The sequence below is a fragment of the Streptomyces sp. N50 genome (genome assembly GCF_033335955.1).
Lineage (GTDB): Bacteria > Actinomycetota > Actinomycetes > Streptomycetales > Streptomycetaceae > Streptomyces.
Genome location: NZ_CP137549.1, coordinates 10,001,739 through 10,019,059, shown reverse-complemented (window position 1 = coordinate 10,019,059; position 17,321 = coordinate 10,001,739). Strand labels below are relative to the sequence as shown.

At 67.2% G+C, this 17,321-nt stretch carries 15 protein-coding genes; 6 read left to right on the top strand and 9 right to left on the bottom strand.

Going from position 1 to position 17,321, the window contains the following annotated elements:
• Positions 1-9 precede the first annotated feature (9 nt).
• From R2B38_RS44505 to R2B38_RS44485, 5 genes are all read right to left on the bottom strand, one after another.
• Positions 10-1,356, bottom strand: coding sequence for a serine hydrolase domain-containing protein (locus R2B38_RS44505; protein WP_318021522.1), 1,347 nt, complete (start codon positions 1,354-1,356; stop codon positions 10-12).
• A 163-nt stretch (positions 1,357-1,519) separates the two neighbouring features.
• A complete protein-coding gene (locus tag R2B38_RS44500; RefSeq protein WP_318021521.1) occupies positions 1,520-2,884 on the bottom strand; it encodes a sensor histidine kinase in 1,365 nt (454 codons plus the stop codon).
• 49 nt (positions 2,885-2,933) lie between these two features.
• Positions 2,934-3,605 (bottom strand): response regulator transcription factor, encoded by a 672-nt coding sequence (locus R2B38_RS44495; RefSeq protein WP_318021520.1) that lies wholly within the window; start codon positions 3,603-3,605, stop codon positions 2,934-2,936.
• Positions 3,606-3,769: 164 nt separating this feature from the next.
• A complete protein-coding gene (locus R2B38_RS44490; RefSeq protein WP_318021519.1) occupies positions 3,770-5,692 on the bottom strand; it encodes an ABC transporter permease in 1,923 nt (640 codons plus the stop codon).
• A gap of 59 nt (positions 5,693-5,751) precedes the next feature.
• Complete coding sequence (locus tag R2B38_RS44485; protein WP_318021518.1) at positions 5,752-6,498, bottom strand: ABC transporter ATP-binding protein; 747 nt, start codon at positions 6,496-6,498, stop codon at positions 5,752-5,754.
• A gap of 228 nt (positions 6,499-6,726) precedes the next feature.
• Between R2B38_RS44485 and R2B38_RS44480 the strand changes: the two genes are divergently transcribed.
• Together R2B38_RS44480 and R2B38_RS44475 are read left to right on the top strand one after the other, a co-directional pair.
• On the top strand, positions 6,727-8,037 hold the full coding sequence (locus R2B38_RS44480) for a sensor histidine kinase (RefSeq protein ID WP_318021942.1): 1,311 nt from the start codon (positions 6,727-6,729) through the stop codon (positions 8,035-8,037).
• On the top strand, positions 8,025-8,684 hold the full coding sequence (locus R2B38_RS44475) for a response regulator transcription factor (RefSeq protein ID WP_318021517.1): 660 nt from the start codon (positions 8,025-8,027) through the stop codon (positions 8,682-8,684). Before R2B38_RS44480 ends, R2B38_RS44475 begins: the two co-directional genes overlap by 13 nt.
• Before the next feature lie 36 nt (positions 8,685-8,720).
• On the opposite strand, the gene R2B38_RS44470 is transcribed toward R2B38_RS44475, so the two are convergent.
• The 4 genes from R2B38_RS44470 to R2B38_RS44455 form a co-directional block, all read right to left on the bottom strand.
• On the bottom strand, positions 8,721-9,908 hold the full coding sequence (locus R2B38_RS44470; RefSeq protein WP_318021516.1) for a glycosyltransferase family 4 protein: 1,188 nt from the start codon (positions 9,906-9,908) through the stop codon (positions 8,721-8,723).
• A gap of 31 nt (positions 9,909-9,939) precedes the next feature.
• Positions 9,940-10,728, bottom strand: a complete 789-nt coding sequence (locus R2B38_RS44465) for an FkbM family methyltransferase (RefSeq protein ID WP_318021515.1) — start codon at positions 10,726-10,728, stop codon at positions 9,940-9,942.
• Positions 10,725-12,080 carry a glycosyltransferase 87 family protein gene (locus R2B38_RS44460; RefSeq protein WP_318021514.1) on the bottom strand — a complete coding sequence of 452 codons (1,356 nt, stop codon included), beginning with the start codon at positions 12,078-12,080 and terminating at the stop codon, positions 10,725-10,727. The genes R2B38_RS44465 and R2B38_RS44460 overlap by 4 nt, the downstream gene beginning before the upstream one ends.
• A gap of 115 nt (positions 12,081-12,195) precedes the next feature.
• Positions 12,196-12,861, bottom strand: a complete 666-nt coding sequence (locus R2B38_RS44455; protein ID WP_318021513.1) for a winged helix-turn-helix domain-containing protein — start codon at positions 12,859-12,861, stop codon at positions 12,196-12,198.
• Between the two features lie 1,123 nt (positions 12,862-13,984).
• On the opposite strand from R2B38_RS44455, the gene R2B38_RS44450 reads away from it, so the two are divergent.
• From R2B38_RS44450 to R2B38_RS44435, 4 genes are all read left to right on the top strand, one after another.
• Positions 13,985-14,455: a hypothetical protein gene (locus R2B38_RS44450; RefSeq protein ID WP_318021512.1), complete on the top strand. Its 471-nt coding sequence runs from the start codon at positions 13,985-13,987 to the stop codon at positions 14,453-14,455.
• Between the two features lie 185 nt (positions 14,456-14,640).
• On the top strand, positions 14,641-14,988 hold the full coding sequence (locus tag R2B38_RS44445; protein ID WP_411978547.1) for a hypothetical protein: 348 nt from the start codon (positions 14,641-14,643) through the stop codon (positions 14,986-14,988).
• On the top strand, positions 14,979-16,127 hold the full coding sequence (locus R2B38_RS44440; protein WP_318021510.1) for an MAB_1171c family putative transporter: 1,149 nt from the start codon (positions 14,979-14,981) through the stop codon (positions 16,125-16,127). Before R2B38_RS44445 ends, R2B38_RS44440 begins: the two co-directional genes overlap by 10 nt.
• The gene (locus tag R2B38_RS44435) at positions 16,124-17,308 is read left to right on the top strand and encodes an amidohydrolase family protein (protein WP_318021509.1); all 1,185 of its coding nucleotides are present in this window, start codon (positions 16,124-16,126) and stop codon (positions 17,306-17,308) included. The genes R2B38_RS44440 and R2B38_RS44435 overlap by 4 nt, the downstream gene beginning before the upstream one ends.
• The last annotated feature ends 13 nt before the right edge of the window (positions 17,309-17,321 follow it).

Sequence of the window (17,321 nt, the reverse complement as noted above, 5' to 3'; positions counted from 1 at the left end):
ACGGACGAGTCAGGCCGCGAATGTCAGGCGCTGAGCGGAGCGTCCGCCGAGTTGCATGAGGGCGACGGTGCCCGTGTCGCCGTCGAGCACGAACCGCCCTGTGTAGGAGGCCTCGACGGCATCTACCCTTTGCGCCGTGAAGATCATGCGGTCGTGAAGCGTCACATCGGCGACGAGACCTGTTCGGTCACTCAGCCGGATGCCTCCCTGGTGGGGGCGCAGCGAGAAGCGGGTGTCGCCGTTGCCGTAGTCGCCCAGCAGTCCAGTCGGCTCGGGCCACTCGGCCGGCGGCGCGTCGGGCACGTCGGGGCGGTAGTCGCCCACGGGTACACCGACCAGGCGTAGTTCCGCCACGAGGTCGCTCCACAGGAGCGAGCCCGTGCTGGCGTTGCTGGTGAAGGCGACCGCCACACCGGTCTCAGGCTGGAAGCGCAGGTGACAACTGCCTCCGTCGACAGTGCCGTCGTGGCCGTACCAGGACGCCGAAGCGGCCCGCGTATGACGGTCCGGACCCGAGTAGCGGGCAAGACCCAGGCCCCACCCGTCGGCCATGCCGAACGCGTCGGCGGCAGGAACCGGTGTGCGCATGGCTCGCCGGTGCGTGTCGTCCAGCACGGTGTTACCGGCCGGGTGCGAGCCCATGTGCATGCGTGCGAAGGCGACGAGGTCCTCGGCGCTGCCCGCGAGCGCGCTGGCCGGCGCCCAGGTCGGCGGTAGGAAGAACCCCACGGGATGAGCTCGGCCACTGTCAGGACGGACCGCGTGACTGGTGACCGGGCGACGGGCACCGTCCCCGTCCGGTCGATGCAGGAACACCGGATCCATCCCCAGGGGGCGCAGCACGAAGTCCCGTACCGCCGCGTGCCACCGCACACCGGTGACCGCCTCGACGGTCCGGCCGAGAAGGTTGTATCCGGTGTTCGCATACGAGAAGCAGTAACCGGGCCGGTGCAACAGTCGTGTGGTCGCCACGCTGGTCGCGTAGCGGCGCAGGGAACGTTCCTCGGAATCGTCGAGTTCGTGATCCGCGACAATTCCGCCGGTGTGACTGAGCAGCTGTCTCAGCGTCACACCCGGCATTGCTTCGTCGGCCGCCTTCCGCAATTCCGGAACGTACTCACACACAGGCGCGTCGAGTTCCAGATCACCGTCGGAGACCAGACCTAATATCAGGGTCGCCGTGAACACCTTACTCACCGAGCCGAACGCGAAAGCGCTATCGCTGAGTACTGGGTCGCCGCGCCCTACATCGGTCACACCGGAGGTGGCCGAGAATGTCTCCCCGTTCACATGCACTGCGAGCTGCGCGCCGGGAACCATGTGCTCCCGGGCGAGCTCGCGGAGTAGTTCCGTCACCGACCGCGCTTCCACACGTTCCCCCTTGCCGCAGAGACATCCATGACCTGACCCGTTGGTACGGCCAGCCACACCCCGGGGGGTTCGGGTAGCCGTACCCCCCTATCGTTGGTCATGCGGACAGCGCACGGCAAGAAGTTTCGTTGAAAAGAAAAACTGCAGCTCAGAGTAGGTCCTCAGACCAGGGGAGGATCGCTCGTACGAGAGTGGGACCGCCCTGTGGACTGGTGACCTCCACTGTTCCGCCGAGCACCGTGGCCCGGTCGGCGAGGCCGCGAAGGCCCGTTCCGGCCTGTGGCGAGGCACCTCCCACGCCGTCGTCGGTGACGACGACCAGTAGCTGCTCCTCCACTTCCTCAAGGGAAATATGGATAGAGGTGGCAGACGCGTGTTTGACGGCGTTGGCGAGGCATTCGGCGACAATGTAGTAGGCCGTTGATTCGACCCTGACATCCGGCCTGCGGGTCAGCCCACTGGATACGGTGACCGGCACATGGAATCGTTCCGTCAATGCGGCGACAGCTGCGTCGACGCCTCGGTCGCTCAGGATCGGCGGCTGGATTCCGTGGACCAGGTCACGGATTTCACTGAGAGCCTTCCCGATCTCCTGATGAGCCTCGTCGACGATTTCGGACAGCTCCTCCAGTGTTTTGTCCGTGCTTCGTTTCACATGGGTGAGGCGTAGCAGCAGCACTGACAGTCTGGCCTGGGCGCCGTCGTGCAGATCGCGTTCGAGGCGCCGGTAGTCGGCATCGTTGACACGCAGCGCAGCGATGCGCTGCCGCTCGGCGGCCTCCATGCGCCGCTGCTGCTTGGCCCGGTCGATGCGGCCGAGGATCGTGTCGACCATCCGTGCCCTTACCTTCCCCATCCAGAAGATGAGGAGCATGAGTGCACCGAAGACCAGCAGAGAACCCATGGCGACAAGCAGGCGCACGACCGGTCCCTCGACGACCACCGTGATTCCGGGCCCGAAGGCTAGTTGCTGCGGGGGGCCGAGGGGCAGGCTGACCGCGAAGGCTATGACGGGTACGGCGAGCGCGAACAACGGGATCAGCCAGATGGTGCCGAGCAGCAGTAGGAACAGGTATCCGATGTCGGCCCAGCCCGCCTCGGTCACTCCGTTCAGCTGCTCTCCCGCGCTCCGCTTGCGCGGCTGCGCCGGTCTGCCGTCGGTGCCGCCGCGCATGAAGCCGGCGAGCAGCCCTTCCAGTTCGGCGACGGCGTGCAGCAGAGTCAGGCTGGGCATGAGTCCCGGACGCAGGACGGCGATCCGGCTCCTCGTCTCGCGGGCGAGCGTGCTCGCCAAGGTATGGCGCCGTGGCACGTCCACCAGGTCGTGGCCGGGCGAACGCGGGAGCCACCGTGCAAGCACAGTGACGGACCGCACGAGCAGGGTGAGGACCAGCGGAGGGCAGACGAACAACAACAGGAAGGCAGCCCTGAACACCAATGAGACGAGGATGAGCGGCACGAGCAGGAGGCCGGCCAGGCTGCCGATGGAGAGGTAGATCAGCCCCGCCAGCACCCGGTACGGCGCCGGCGCTCTCCCGCGCCCAGGCCTGGGCCCACCGAGTTCAGTCACCCGAGCCATGACGCCGCTTGACCCCGCGCAGATAGTCCAGGACCGCCAGCACACGCCGGTGATTCTCACCGGAATTCGGTATCCGGAGCTTTGCGAGAATAGAGGTCACATGCTTTTCCACGGCACGCTCCGATATGCCGAGCCGCCCTACAATCCCGCTGTTGGTGAGGCCGGTCGCCATGAGTTCCAGAACTTGAAGCTCACGCGGCGTCAGCAGGTCTGCGGCATGCCGTTCCCGTGGACTTCCGACAAACATCCGGTATATCTCGGAATCGAGCACGGTTTCTCCGCGGCGCACGCGCTCCACTGCGGAGAGGAACTCCTCGAAGTCCCCCACTCGCTGCTTCAGTAGATATCCAACACCGCCCGTCGCGCGGCGTACCAGCTCCTCGGCGTAGGAATGTTCCACGTACTGCGAGAGGAGCAGGATACCCACGTCAGGGAAATGATTCAGCAGATCGAGCGCTGCACGGAATCCCTCGTCGACGAAGGAGGGCGGCATTCTGAGGTCCAGGATCACCACATCGGGAGTTCCCTGCCGCACTGCCTCGATGATGTTCTGGGCGTCGCCCAGCTGGGCCACAACCTTGACTCCTTCATCGGTTAGCAGCCTGACGACGCCGGCCCGTAAGAGTGCGGAGTCCTCCGCGATCACGACGCGCATGGTGACTCCCACCTGTCACGAACGATCAAGAACACCCGCCCGACCCGCCGGTCATTGACGCATGGCACAGGTTCAGGTGATAAGTGGCCGCCCAGCATAGGCCCGTCGCGCGGAAAAGTGCCACATACATCCTCGATGCGATTGACGGGACCTGCGCCGGGAGCCTACTGCCGAGCCGTGAGCGCCGCGATGCTTCCTTGCTTGAGCAAACGCCGGATGGTGATTTGTCCGACGGTCACGGCAACGGCGAGGCACGCGCCCACAAGGGAGAGCAACAGAGTCCACGGGACACTGACCGGGACGGTGCCGCCGAAGACGTGCAGAGCGCTGCGATAGGCCCACAACCCCATACCGACGATGACTGCGGCAACGCCGGCTCCCACGGCCGTGGTCGTCAGCGTCTCCCACAGCGCCATCCGGAGGAGTTGCGTCCGGCTTGTGCCGATCACCCGCAAACCGGCGACCTCCCGTGACCGGCGGCTGTACGACATCACAAGAGTGCTTGCCACTGCGATCAGTGCGTAGGCGCAGGCGGGACCCGTCAGGACGAGCAGCACCAAGCGGTTCAGCCGCTCCTGTTCCGTGGCGGCGCCGTCGAACCAGCGGACGGCCGTCGTCACCCGGACCCGGTCGGGACCTAGCCGATCGGCCAGCCGCGTCGCCGCAGCGCCGGGCGATCGGGCAGCTGCCGCGTCGAGCAGGACGGTCGCCTGCGTGGGAGCTGATGCCTCAGCCACAGCAGTCATCGGCAGCACTACATGGGGGACGACTGCCCCGCCGTCAAGCACGGTGGCGACCCTGGCCGTTGCGGGCTCGCCTCCGTACAGGCCGTAGGTGAGGCGGCTTCCCTCGTGGTAGCCGTACCAGTCGGCGAACTCCTTGGACACAGCGACCGTGCCAGGACGCAGTGCCGTCGCGGTGCCTTCGACCACGGTGATGTGATGCGTCTGGGCCAGCGCTGCGAGATCGGCGACCGCGCCCTGTTCCTGCCATACCGAGTAAGGTCCCGCCACTGCGAGTTCGAGTGATGCCGGAGCCGATACGGCACGCACGCCGGGAGCCGCTCGCAGCCGGGCCAGCAGGTCCGGGGCGAGCCCCTCCCCCGACAAGGGTTCGACGACGAGTTGTCCCACAGTCCGGTGCCGCTCGTCCGCGTCGCCCGCCGCGCCAGTGGTGGCCATGACCGACGTGAAGATGCCGACGATCGCCACGATGGAGAGCACCGGCCCTACCAGTGAGGCCGTCCGGCGCCGCGAGGTGCTCACCGCCGCCAGTGCCAGACGGACCGGGATCGACCGGGTCCATTTCAGGGGTGTCAGCAGCACTCTGATCAGACGCGGCAGATACGCCGGGCCCAGCAGCGCGGCGGCCAGCGTCAGCGCCATCGTGCCGAACAGGGCCAGCGGGGTTGCCGCCTCCGCGCCGGCTCCCGGAGCGAGCATGACCATCGCGAGGCCGGTGAGCAGAAGAAATCCGCCGGTGCAGCTCCGGCCGAGGGTCATCACCTGCGAGTCGAGGTCGGCCTCGCGCAGTGCCTCGGTGGGGCCCACCCGGGCGGCCCGGCGCGATGCGGCGAGCGCCCCCAGCACAGCGATGACAAGTCCGGCGCAGGCGGCGAAGACCAACGGGCCGACAAGAGGCCCCAGCGTCAGTTCCACCGGGGACAGGCCGGTTCCATTGATGCCCCGGACCGCCCAAGGGGCCGCGACGGCAGCTGCGGCACAGCCGACCAGACCGGCCGGCAGCGCCATGGCGGCGCATTCCCCGATCACCAGGCGGCGCACCTGGGCCCCCTGAGCACCGACGAGTCTCAGCAGACCCATGTCCCGGCGCCGCAGCGCGACGCTGAAGGCGCAGGTGCCGGCGATGACGAAGACGGTCACGAACGCAGAGATCACTCCGGCTATCGCGAGAACGCTCTGCACCCCGCCCATGTCGACGGTGCCACCGACCAGCGTGTGCCGGGTTCCGGAACCGTCCCGAAGGGTCACGGACTGCCCCGCAGCAGCGGGTTGCGGTACGGCCCAGGTGGCGGCGAGGGTCGCGCCGGAAACCCCGATCAGGGCGACGCCGAGTACCAGAGCCACGAAGGTTCCCAGGTGGAGCGCCCAATAGTGGCGTACCGACCGCAGCGACAGGCGCCACATCACGACTCCCAGCGGCTGAGTTCGGCGGTGATCTCGTCGACCGTTGGATGGTCGATCTTGCCGATGACCCATCCGTCCACGAGGAAGATCACGCGGTCCGCGTACGCGGCGGCCGCCGGGTCGTGCGTGACCATGACGACGGTACGGCCCGCTTTGTCCACCACCTGCCGCAGCAGGCCCATGACCTGGCGCCCCGTGCCCCGGTCGAGCGAACCGGTCGGTTCGTCCGCGAAGACGATCTCGGGCTCGCTCACCAGGGTCCTCGCAATGGCGGCACGCTGCTGCTGACCGCCGGAGAGCTGGTTGGGTCGCCGACCGGCTTTGTCCTCCAGCCCCACCTGGCGCAGCGCGTCCATGACGACCTGCCGCCGCACCCGGCCGCCGCTCAGTCGTAACGGCAACGCGACGTTGTCGTACACCGTGAGCATGGACAAGAGGTTGAACTGTTGGAATACGAAGCCGATCCGGCTGCGCCGGATCTCGGTCAGTTCACGGTCGCTGCCCATGTCCAGCTCCGTGCTGCCCAGGAAGACCTTGCCCCGGACAGGTCGGTCCAGCCCGGCCGCACAGTGCAGAAGCGTCGTCTTCCCGGAGCCTGATGGGCCCATGACCGCGGTCATGGCCTGTGCGGGGAAGCCGACGCTGACCTCGTGCAGCACGGGCACCTCTCCGGCCTCACCCTGGTAGGCCATGGAAACGTTGACCAGCTGGATGGCGGGAAGATGGATGTCGGAGGTCAATGACATGGCGGCGTTGTCCTCACCTGAGGTCGGGGGCGGTAATTCCAGTCCAGCACGGTGACCCGCACGAGGCAGTGGGCCTGTGAGGAGTCTTGGGGGGAGGGTTTTCCCTACCGCCGGAGCCCAGGCCACGGGGCTAGAGTGCAGAGGTGATCGCCGGGCGGAGACCGACGGGAGGAGACGCGCTTGCCGGACCTATCCGCAGATTTAGCGGTGACCGACGTGGTTCGCCCCATGGGCTCGCTCGTGGGCGAACGTCACGGAGATCCGGGCGTGGCTGTCTGGGAGGCGATAAGGCGCCGCCCCCTGCGGTTCCTCGTTTCCTGGTGGCCATGGCGCTGCTGGGCCTACCTGCTCAGCGGCACGCTGCTCGGCTTCGTTCTTCTGATCGCACTTGCGGCCCTGCTCTTCTTGGGCCTCGGCCTGTCTGTCGTCGGCATCGGCGTGCTCCTTCTCGCGACCGCCGCGGTCCTCGGTGTCCCCGTCGGCGTGGCGGAGCGACGGCGCCTGCGCTGGATCGACCCCGTCCCGCTACCCGATCCGCACGGATCGCTGGCGGGGGTCAGCGCAGCGGCCTGGTTCCGTACCAGGCTGCGGGAACGCGCGACCTGGCGTGAACTCGGCTACACGGTGCTACTGGCGACAGCTGTCACCGCGCTCGGTGTCGGTTTCATCGCTCTGCTGGGCCTGTCCGTCCTGCTCACCGCCGTTCCCGTCATTGTGTGGGCCATCGCCCCCGACACCGTGATGCTCGTTCCGGGGAAGCCGATCTCGGATCCCCTGACCGCGCTGCCGGGAACCGTGGTCGGCCTACTGGGAATGACGGTGTGCGCGTACGTGGGAGGTCTGCTCGCCGGCGCACAGGTGCGCGCCGCCTGGTTCCTGTTGTCCGCCCGTGACGAGGACCTCGACAGCCGGGTGATCGAGCTGACCCGGTCCCGGGCCCGGCTGGTGGACGCCTTCGAGGCCGAGCGGCGCCGTATCGAGCGCGACCTGCACGACGGTGCCCAACAGCAACTGGTCGCGCTCACCATGACGTTGGGGCTCGCTGAGCTGGAACTGCGCGGTCACGACTCGTCGGCGTCGGAACTCGTCTCACGGGCCCGCAGCGAGGCACGCCTCGCACTCGGCCAACTGCGTGACCTTGTACGGGGGATACATCCTCAGGTACTGACCGACCACGGTCTGACGGCAGCGGTGGCGGAGGTCGCGCTGCGCAATCCGATCCCGGTCACCGTCGACATCGATCTGCCGCGCCGACTCCCGGCCCCGGTCGAGTCGATGGCCTACTTCAGCGTCACCGAGGCACTGACCAACGCCTCCAAGCACAGCGGCGCGTCCCAGGTCAGCGTCGTCGGCCGGGTCGACGGAGACCGATTCGTGCTTCTGGTCACCGACGACGGCCATGGTGGAGCCGATCCCGCCGCCGGAGCCGGCCTGCGCGGTCTGGCGGATCGACTCGCGATTCAGAGAGGCAGGCTCATCGTGAGCAGTCCGGCAGGCGGCCCGACCCAGGTGCGTGTGGAGGTGCCGTGCTCCGCGTAGTGCTGGCAGAGGACGCCGTGTTGCTGCGGGCCGGACTGGTGGAGCTGCTGACCAGGGGCGGCCATGAGGTGGTCGCCGCCGTCGGGGACGCTGAGCAGCTGACGCACGCTGTGGACACGGACCGGCCCGATGTCGTGATCACGGATGTGCGGATGCCTCCGGACTTCCGTGACGAGGGCCTGCAAGCCGCGCTCGCCCTGCGCCGACGCCATGACCGGCTGCCCGTGCTGGTGCTTTCGCAATACGTGGCCACGGCGTACGCGACGCAGTTGCTCAGTGGGGACGGCGCCGGCGGACTCGGCTATCTCCTCAAGGACCGGGTCGGGGAGGTCTCCGAGTTCCTGGACGCGCTGACGCGCGTCGCGGCGGGCCGGACCGTCATCGACCCCGAAGTGGTCCGCGTTCTGCTGCTGCAGCAGTCGGCGGACCGGCCGTTGAGCCGACTGACGCCCCGGGAGCGGGAGGTGCTGGCGCTGATGGCCGAGGGGCTGAACAACCAGACGATTGCCCAGCGGCTGGTGATCACGGAGGCGTCGGTGGTCAAGCACTCCAGCAACATCTTCATGAAGCTGGACCTGGACCCGACCGAGGGCAACCGCAGGGTACTGGCGGTGCTGGCGCACCTGCGGGAGAACGCCGGGAACTGAGTCCTGCCCGCCTGCCACTGCACGTCGCCGGACCACTCAGCGGCCGGATCCGCTCGGCCGCCCCACTTCGGATCCGTCCTGCCTCGGGGCGGGTTCGGACGTGGGGGTGAGAAGCGCTGCCAGGTGGCGGGCGGAAGCGTCCCAGGTCCACTCCTTCTCCACCCAACGCCGCCCGGCCGCTCCCATGTCGGCCCGTTCCGGCGACAGCAGGGTCAGGGCGATGGCTTCGGCGACCGCCTTGACGTCTCGACCGTCCACGACGTGTCCTGTCTCGGCGTCGAGCACTGTGTCGGGTGCACCGCCGGAGTTTCCCGCGATCACGGGTAGCCCGCTCGCCTGGGCCTCCAGGAACACGATGCCGAGGCCCTCCGCCTCCAGTCCGGCCTTGCGGGTGCGGCACGGCATGGCGAAAACATCGGCCGCCGAGTAGTAGACGGCTGTGTCGGTGTGGTCCACGCCGCCGGCGAAGACGACCGAACCGTCGGCATACCGACGGGCCAACGCCCGCAACCGTCGTTCCTGCGGCCCCTTGCCGACGAGCACCAGAACCGCCTCAGGCACAACCCGCTGCACCAGAGGCAGTGCACGGATGAGAACGTCCTGCCCTTTACGGGCCACGAGCCGTGACACACACAGCACGACTCTCCGGTCCCGGATGCCGAGGCGGTCCTGGAGATCCCGCACACCTGTCGGGTCCGAGTCCGGCCGGAACGCTTGAACGTCAACACCGGGCACGAGGCGGCTTAAGCGCGACCGCGGCCCCAGGGCCGGGGCGATCCGGTCCCGGGTGTAGTCACCGAGGTAGGTGACGACGTCCACGCCATTGCCCACTCCGCGCAACAACTGCCGGGCGCCAGGGGTGTACGCCCACCAGATCTCGTGACCATGGGTCGTCGCCACGACGCGCCGGGCACCGGCCCGCCGCAGCGTGGGCGCCATGGCCGCGAGCGGGGCGGCCGCGCCGAACCAGACGCGGTCACAACCGAAAGCCGTCATGATCTCGGCGGCACGCCTGCCGACCCGACGGGTCGGCAGCAGCATGCGGCTGCGGTCTCGTATCACCGGAAACGGCAACGTCGCGTCGAACTCCCGTTGGCCCGGCTCACGCGACGTGTAGACGACGACGTCGTCGTCAGGCACCCGCGTCGCCATCGCGTGGACGAAGGTCTCGATACCTCCCTGCCGGGGCGGAAAGTCGTTGGTGATGATCAGCGTGGTACCCATGGGAGTCGGCACAGCCTTCGGTCGTGGGCGGTCAGATCGTGAACAGGTAGTTGCGGCAGTCGTCGCCGACCTGCGGCACATCGACCCACCGGCCCGCCCGCCAGCGGTGCGGTCGGTAGCCGTAGGTCTGAAGGCGCCGCAGGACATCGCGGGGCCGGGCTCCGTACTTGCGCAGATGCCTGTCCTCGACCTCAAGCAGCAACGGGGGTCGATGGGTGAGCAGGGTCTGGTGCGCGCCGTCGAGGACACCGGATTCGGCTCCTTCGACGTCGGCCTTCACGAAACCGACCTTCTCGATTCCCTCGCTCCGCACCAGTTCGTCCAGCGTGCGGACCGGTGCGGGCACTGAGCGGGCGGTACTGAACTCCGCGTTCGGTCCCGGGCCGTCGGTTCCCTCGACGAGGTAGGCGCGGCCGTGGACGGGAAGCCCCCACCTGCGGGGCAGGCTCAGTTCGCCGTGGCCCGCGCGGGCGCCGAGGGCGTTGCGATGGACCGTCACGTTGCCGCTGCCCAGGACCCGCGAGGCCGCACGGAGCCAGCGAGCCGGCCCGGGCAGCGGCTCGACGCTGTGCACCCTCCCCGAAGGGCCGACAAGCGCAGACAGCACCCAGGTGTAGAGGCCGTATTCGGCACCGATGTCCAGGCACACGTCCCCAGGCCGTACGAACTCCGCGACGCCTGCCACTTCGTCCTCGACCCAGGTCATGCGGCGTGCCGACCAGGTGAGCGCGGCAGCCGCACCGGACGCACGCCACGCGGAAGGCGCCAGTGCTCCCCCGGACCAGCCGTCATGCCCTGAGCCGGACCGACGCGGGGTCATCGGCTTCCTCCTGCGGTCGCCGAGCCCGCAGCGGTCGTCGTACCGACGACACCGCGCGGCCTTGCGGTATCCGAGCGAGGAGCGTCCACGCCCGATCGCCGGCTGACAGCGTGCGGCCGGACCACCCGTGTGGCGCGCTCCGGCGCGGCCTGCCGGGTCCACACCACGAGAACGATCGGCAGCGCGAGATAGCCGAACCGCCCGGCGGGTGCCAGCAGAAAGCCGACGCACAGGCCCGCGGCGAGGCGTTGCGCGGCGGAGACCAGCCCGGTCGGAGGCCTCAACAGCAGCGAGGCACCGACGGTGAGGGCGCCGAGCAACAGCAGTCCGACGGCTGCGTACCAGCCGACCGGTCCCAGATCCGCGAGCAGCCGGCCCGGCAGCGGGCTGTCCGCCGGAGTCGCCACGCCGCCCATGCCGGTGGGGAAGGCCAGGACCTGCTCGACCATCGCGCGGGGCGCCAGCAGCGCGCTGGGCAGAATCAGAAGCGCCGTCCCGGCCGTGGCCGTGACCGCGCCACGTACTGCCGCCCGCCTGCCGTAGGACCAGCCGAGCAGCGCGACGGCGACGGCGACCGCGGGCCACGCGGTCCACTTGAGCGAACAGGCCGCCGCCAGCGCCAGCCCCGCCGCCACCGGTCGGTCTCGCGCGGCACAGGCCAGAGCAAGACAGCACAGGCCGGTCAGCGGAAGGTCCACGCCGCTGACGCACAACGGCAGCGCGACCAGAGGCGAAGCGATCAGCAGCGAAAGCGCTGTCCCGTACGGAAGCCGGCCGTCTCGCGGCGGACGAGCCGGGCCGGGCGTGTTCAGCACCCGGCGCCCGGCCTCAAGACAGCCGAGAAGAACGAGGGCGCACCAGACGCGTGCGTCGCCCAGGAGACTCAGCGCTCCGTGATCTGCGCCGAGCAGAGCGCGAGGCATGCCGAACAGGGCCATGCCCGGCAGATACGGCGTGTACTCGACGGCCTCGTGCGGATGCGCCAAGTAGGGCGTGCCTTGATGCAGCATCAGGGCCCCGGAACGCTCGATCACACCGACCTCGCTCTGTTGAGCGCCGGTCAGCACGAGGTACGTCAGGGGCACGACGACCGCTCCCGCGAGCGCGCACACCAGCGAGGCCGTACGGGCGCGGGGCCACGGCAGCCGGCAGGCCGCGATCGCCGCGCATCCGTACCCGATCGCCGCGCTCAGGCCCCAGACACGGTGGGTGTGCAGATGGGAGACCAGAGGGAATCCCAGTGCCCAGACGGCGGCCAGGCACCACCCGACAGCCCACCACAGTCTCGGATTCCCCTGGCCAGGAGTGGTGAATGCCCGTCCTGCGACCGTCTTCTCAAGCCGGATAACCATCACAGAGTCATTGCAGCCCTGCCGAACCAGCCAGGTCATGACAGCTAGGTCGAGACCTGTCCTTCCGGTTCTCCCTACCCCGGGCCGCCGCCAACTGCCTTTTCCCGAGCCGCAGTCAGTCTCGTCGGCCGAGAACCGCCGCACCGAGGTGGGTCAGGTGATGCATGGTCAGGTTGTTCCTGCGCTCTGCCGCGACCAAGCCGGACTTGCGCAGGATGCCCAGATGTTTACTCACGGAGGGGTGAGAGATACCGAGGCGGCGCGATATCTCGCCGATGGAGCTGGGCGAGCGTAAGGATTCCAGCACGTTCGCGCGCGTATGGCCGAGAAGGTCGCTCAGAGTGGCGGCACGATCCTCTTCCCGCTGCTGCCAGAGTCCAGCCAGAGAATCACCGGTCGGCGTGACGTTGTAGACGAGAACGGGAGCGCCCTGTCTACCTGTGTCCGTATCCAGGACTGTCGGAGCCGGCGCGAAGAGCGACGGGGCGATGACCAAGCCCTCCCCGAGAAGTTCGGTATTCCCTCCCCCCTGTTCGTCGCCTACCCGGAGGAAGGGAGCACGCCAACTGATCGAAGGGTGAAGCTCGTTGAGGACGCTGTCCACACCGCCGGAGAGGATGTCACGGCCTCGCGCCTCACGTTCCAGTTCCAGGTAGTCCCTTATACGCCCCCAGAAAGGCTCCAAGGCCGCTGAACTGAAGCGGTGCGCATGGGTGTCACGTGCCACCAGGGTCGGAGTCCGGTGCGGAGCGTCGGCGCCGATCGCGCTGGGAACGGGCACTCGGCGCAACTTCCTCCGCACCTTCATACGCCACTCCGCGAACTCGTCTGGTCGTACGTCCTCGTATCTGATCTCGGCGAACCGTGCTTCGAGATCAGGTCCGAGGGAGCCGACAAAGCGGACGCGGGAAAGGTCCTCAACTGTCAGGCGCAGGCAAACCACTTCGTTTTCTCCTCAGCGCTACTTTTCGCAGTTCACAGTTCATGGAACCGCCTACGGCCCAGGCATGCTGAACAGCACTTATCGGTCAGAGGCACATTGAGCAGGAGTCACCGCGACGAAACAGGTGGCGGTGATTGTGCGGCAGAACAGGGCGCGGGGCCGTCCGTCCGACGGCTCGGGCAGTGCGGGACTGTGCCGTCGGCGCCGATCCGATGTTCGCGGCCCTCGGTAAGCGTGAACCTGTCGGCCCAGGTCGGTATGCGGTCACGAATTGCCTGACCCCGATGCGGAGTCGTCCGCCCGCCGCTGCCTGAATCCCTACGCGACCGGATGCGCGTGAACGACCGCAAGGATCCTCATGGGTTCGTCGGCAAGCGCCGCACCTGCGCGGACTGTTGGCATGTGCTCGATCGGTACGAGCCGATCCGTATGGCCGAGATCCGCCGCCGTGCCATGGCCGACCCTTCGAGCAGGCATTCCCCACCACCCGGACGAGGGCTGATGCGGTCGGCGACGGCGAGCAGCCGGCCTCGGCAGGAAAGGCCGCATGTGCCTGGCGCCGTCCGGCGGTAGCCCAGCCACCGTCTGTGAACCTCGGTGCATGCCTGAGGCATGGCCCATAGTCGTCCTCCTGCCGATATGCAACGGGGTGGCCGTACGGCAGGCGGCACGCATCGCGAAGTGCCCGGCTTCTGGCACGTACCGCCAGTACGGAGTTGCTCATACAGGTGTTGAAGTGCCTCCATACCTATGGCTGGGGGCAGCTGTGTGCGGCAGGCAATGCCCGCCGTACCGGCTCCACCGGTCCTAGAACTTGGCAAGGAGTCCAAAATATTGGCATCACACGGCGGTTGACGTCAACAGAAATGGGATACGCTCTAATATGTGACACCGTGCGACGACGACGGTTGAACCATCCCGCAGGCACAGGAAGTCGGACTGGCGCGAGGAGCGTTCGCACATGAAGCCAGAAGGTGACCAGGAACAGCAGGGATCACTGGCCGAGCGTCTGAACTCCCTGTTCGCCACGGCGCGATGGACCGATGCCCACGGCAGGCAACGCGAGTACTCCACAGCCGATGTGGCCAAGGCGGTCACCGCCGACCCGTCACATCCGACAACGCTGTCCCGGAGTTATCTGGCCATGCTCCGCAACGGGTCTCACACCAACCCGACGTTGAGTGTGCTGGAGGGCCTTGCCAAGTTCTTCGACGACCACCGTCCGCCAGGGATGCCGTCCGTCACGTTGCCGTGGCTGGTCGCGCAAGAAGACCCCGAGGATGAGCTGTTGCGGCGGCGGCTCGCCGATCATCAAGTGCGGGCGATCGCGATGCGGGCGGGAGAGATGACCCCCGCAATGCGCAGGCAACTGCTGAAGATGATTGCGATCCTCGACCAGGACAGCGCCGTCGATCGCGGCACTGATGAATGAGAAAGGAAACCGTGGTCGTACGAGAACGTGAACTCCGTCGGCGCTGCAGAAATCTGCTCCAGAAACTCGACATTCAACCACCCCTGCGTGTCGATGAGTTATGCAGCAGACTGGGCGAACATCAGAGCAAACCCATCCGACTGATTCCCTGGAGTCTTCCGGTCCCGGGCCCATTCGGACTCTGGATGTCCCGGGTGCATGAGGATGTGATTTTCTATCAGGAGGAAACCACCCGAGTTCATCAGGATCACATCATCCTGCACGAGGTGGGCCACATCATCGCAGATCACCAGGATGACGGTGACATGGGCGAGGATCTCCCCGACCTCGGACCGGACTTCCCGCAGGACCTGACCACGCGCGGCTTTCGACGCACCTGCTACACCGAAGATTACGAACGCGAGGCCGAACTGGTGGCGACGATCATCCAGGAATGGGCGGTCGTCATCGACTACGTCACCCCCCGCGCGCCCGAAGACCCGGCTCTCGGTCCCCTGCGTTCCGCACTGAATCCCCGTTGGGGATGGACCTGATGTTCCAATTACCTCTGATCACGCTGCTGGCCATCGGGGTGCTGTGGAAGGGCATCGACCTCTTACGCGCCCCGCACGACAGGGTCCTGCGCTTCCTTGTCGCGGCCCTGGTCATGCTTGCTGGTGGAGAAGTCCTCAGTCTTCCAAAGGTCAACGAAGCAATCGACGCGGCCACGGCTGTCGGTGTCGGCAAGGTGGCATTCAACGGGGTTTACGTATCTGGTCTGTGCGCCCTCCTCCTGTTCTTCAACTCCTCCGCGCGCGGCACGGGCACCGTATTCCGGCGTCAGCTGCAGATCAACGTCGGCCTTCTGGTCGGCGTCCTGATCGCCCTGATGATCTCCATGCTCGCCACACCCGCGACGATGCGCGATCACACGTTGGGCACCCCGCACATGGCGGAGCCGGCCATTGCCTCCTTCTACATCATCGGCAATGCCTACTTCGTCTACGTGTACCTGACCTCCGCGTTCTGGGCCCGGCGCTACGCGCGGAGAGCGTCCCGGCATCTCGGACTCGGCTTGCGAACCATGGCCCTGGGACTCTTCGGACTGACAATCACCTCAGTCAACCGAACCATCCTGGTGGTTCTGCGTATCGACAAGCCCCAGTCGCACGAGGACTTCAACTCGGTGAACTGGTCCGTCGCCAACTGGGCCATGGCAATCGTGCTCATCGGAGTCTGTTACTCGGCCTCCGTGCAACTGATTACCCGCCTGCGATCGATCGTGCACCACCGCCGTATGCACCAGGAGCTCGCGCCCCTGTGGACGGCACTCACCACCGCCTACCCGGAGCTCGTCCTGAACCGTGAGACGGCCGGTTCCAAGTGGCGCCGCCTCCACCGGCTTCGCACTCACGAGCAGCGGTTCTATCGTCGACTCATCGAATGCCGCGACGGACTGGTACGCCTGAGCCCTTACCTGACGCGCGTCGCGCCCGACACCGATCTCGCGCATGGGCCGGCCGACCGACTCGCTCGGCACATCACTGAGGCACTGGCGGTGAAACCGCCCGCCGAGTCGCCACACACCGAGTTGTCTGCCGCTCGCATCGCAGCACCTGTCGGGAATGACCTGAACGCCGACGCCCGTGAACTCATCGCCATATCGCACGCGTTGCACGAGAGGAATTCGTGAAGAAAGTACTGATCACCGCAGATCGTGTCATCGTCGGGCCGGCGAGTCAGGTGACCGTCGATGGCGCTGTGCTCGTCGAATCCGGCATCATCGGCGCCGTCGGCACCGCCGCCGAGTTGGACGCATCGGTGGATGCGCACATTCCTCGATTGAGGTGTCCGGGAGCGACAGTGCTGCCCGGAATGATGGACTGCCATGTCCACCTTGCCTTTGACGCGGGTCCGGACCCGATCAGTGCGGTGACGGACGCCGACCCCCGCGAACTCTCCACCGCCATTGCAGAACGCGCCCAGCAGCTACTGGCCGCTGGGGTGACGACCGTACGGGACCTCGGGGACCGTGACGGGCTAACCGTCGCGTTGCGTTCCTCCATCGACTCCGGGGCCGTCGTCGGGCCCCGTGTCATCGCGGCGACTGCACCGTTGACCTCCCCCGGCGGTCATTGCGGCTTTCTCGGTGGTGAAGTGACCACGGACGACGACATCAGGGAACAGATCGCCCGCAACGCGGCATCCGGCGCCGACGTGATCAAGGTGATGGCCTCGGGTGGCGCGCTCACCCCGAAGGGTCCACGCATGTGGGAGGCACAGTTCACCGCCCGCCAACTGCGCCTGATCGTCGAGGAAGCGGCACACCATGGATTGGGAGTGGCTGCTCACGCTCACGGCACCGAGACCATTGGTCATTGTGTGACGGCCGGCGTCCGAACCATTGAACATTGTTCCTGGCGCACCGCAGAGGGCATCGTCTACGACCCCGCGATCACCCAAGGTATCGTCGACAACGACATTTCCGTCTGCCGCTGTGTCTCCGGGGACTGGCAGCTGTTCCTCGAACAGATGGGGCCCGAACGCGCCAAGGCGATGATCGAACTCATTCAGGAGATGCGCGAGGCCGGTGTCCGGTTCATCGCCGGCACGGACGCAGGCGTACCAGGGGCGCGGTTCGGCGACTACGTAGGCATGCTTGAGTTCTTCGCCTCGCTCGGCTTCGAAAATGCCGAGATTCTCGACATGGCCACCGTCAACCCCGCCCACGCGCTCGGACTGTCCGATACCGGTGTCCTGGCTCCCGGAATGCGCGCCGACCTCATCGTCGTCGACGGAAATCCACTGACAGAGTTGGGCTCCCTCCGCCGGGTTCAACACGTCTTCAGTGCAGGCCGCTCGGTCATGAATTGAAGGGTTGTGGAGG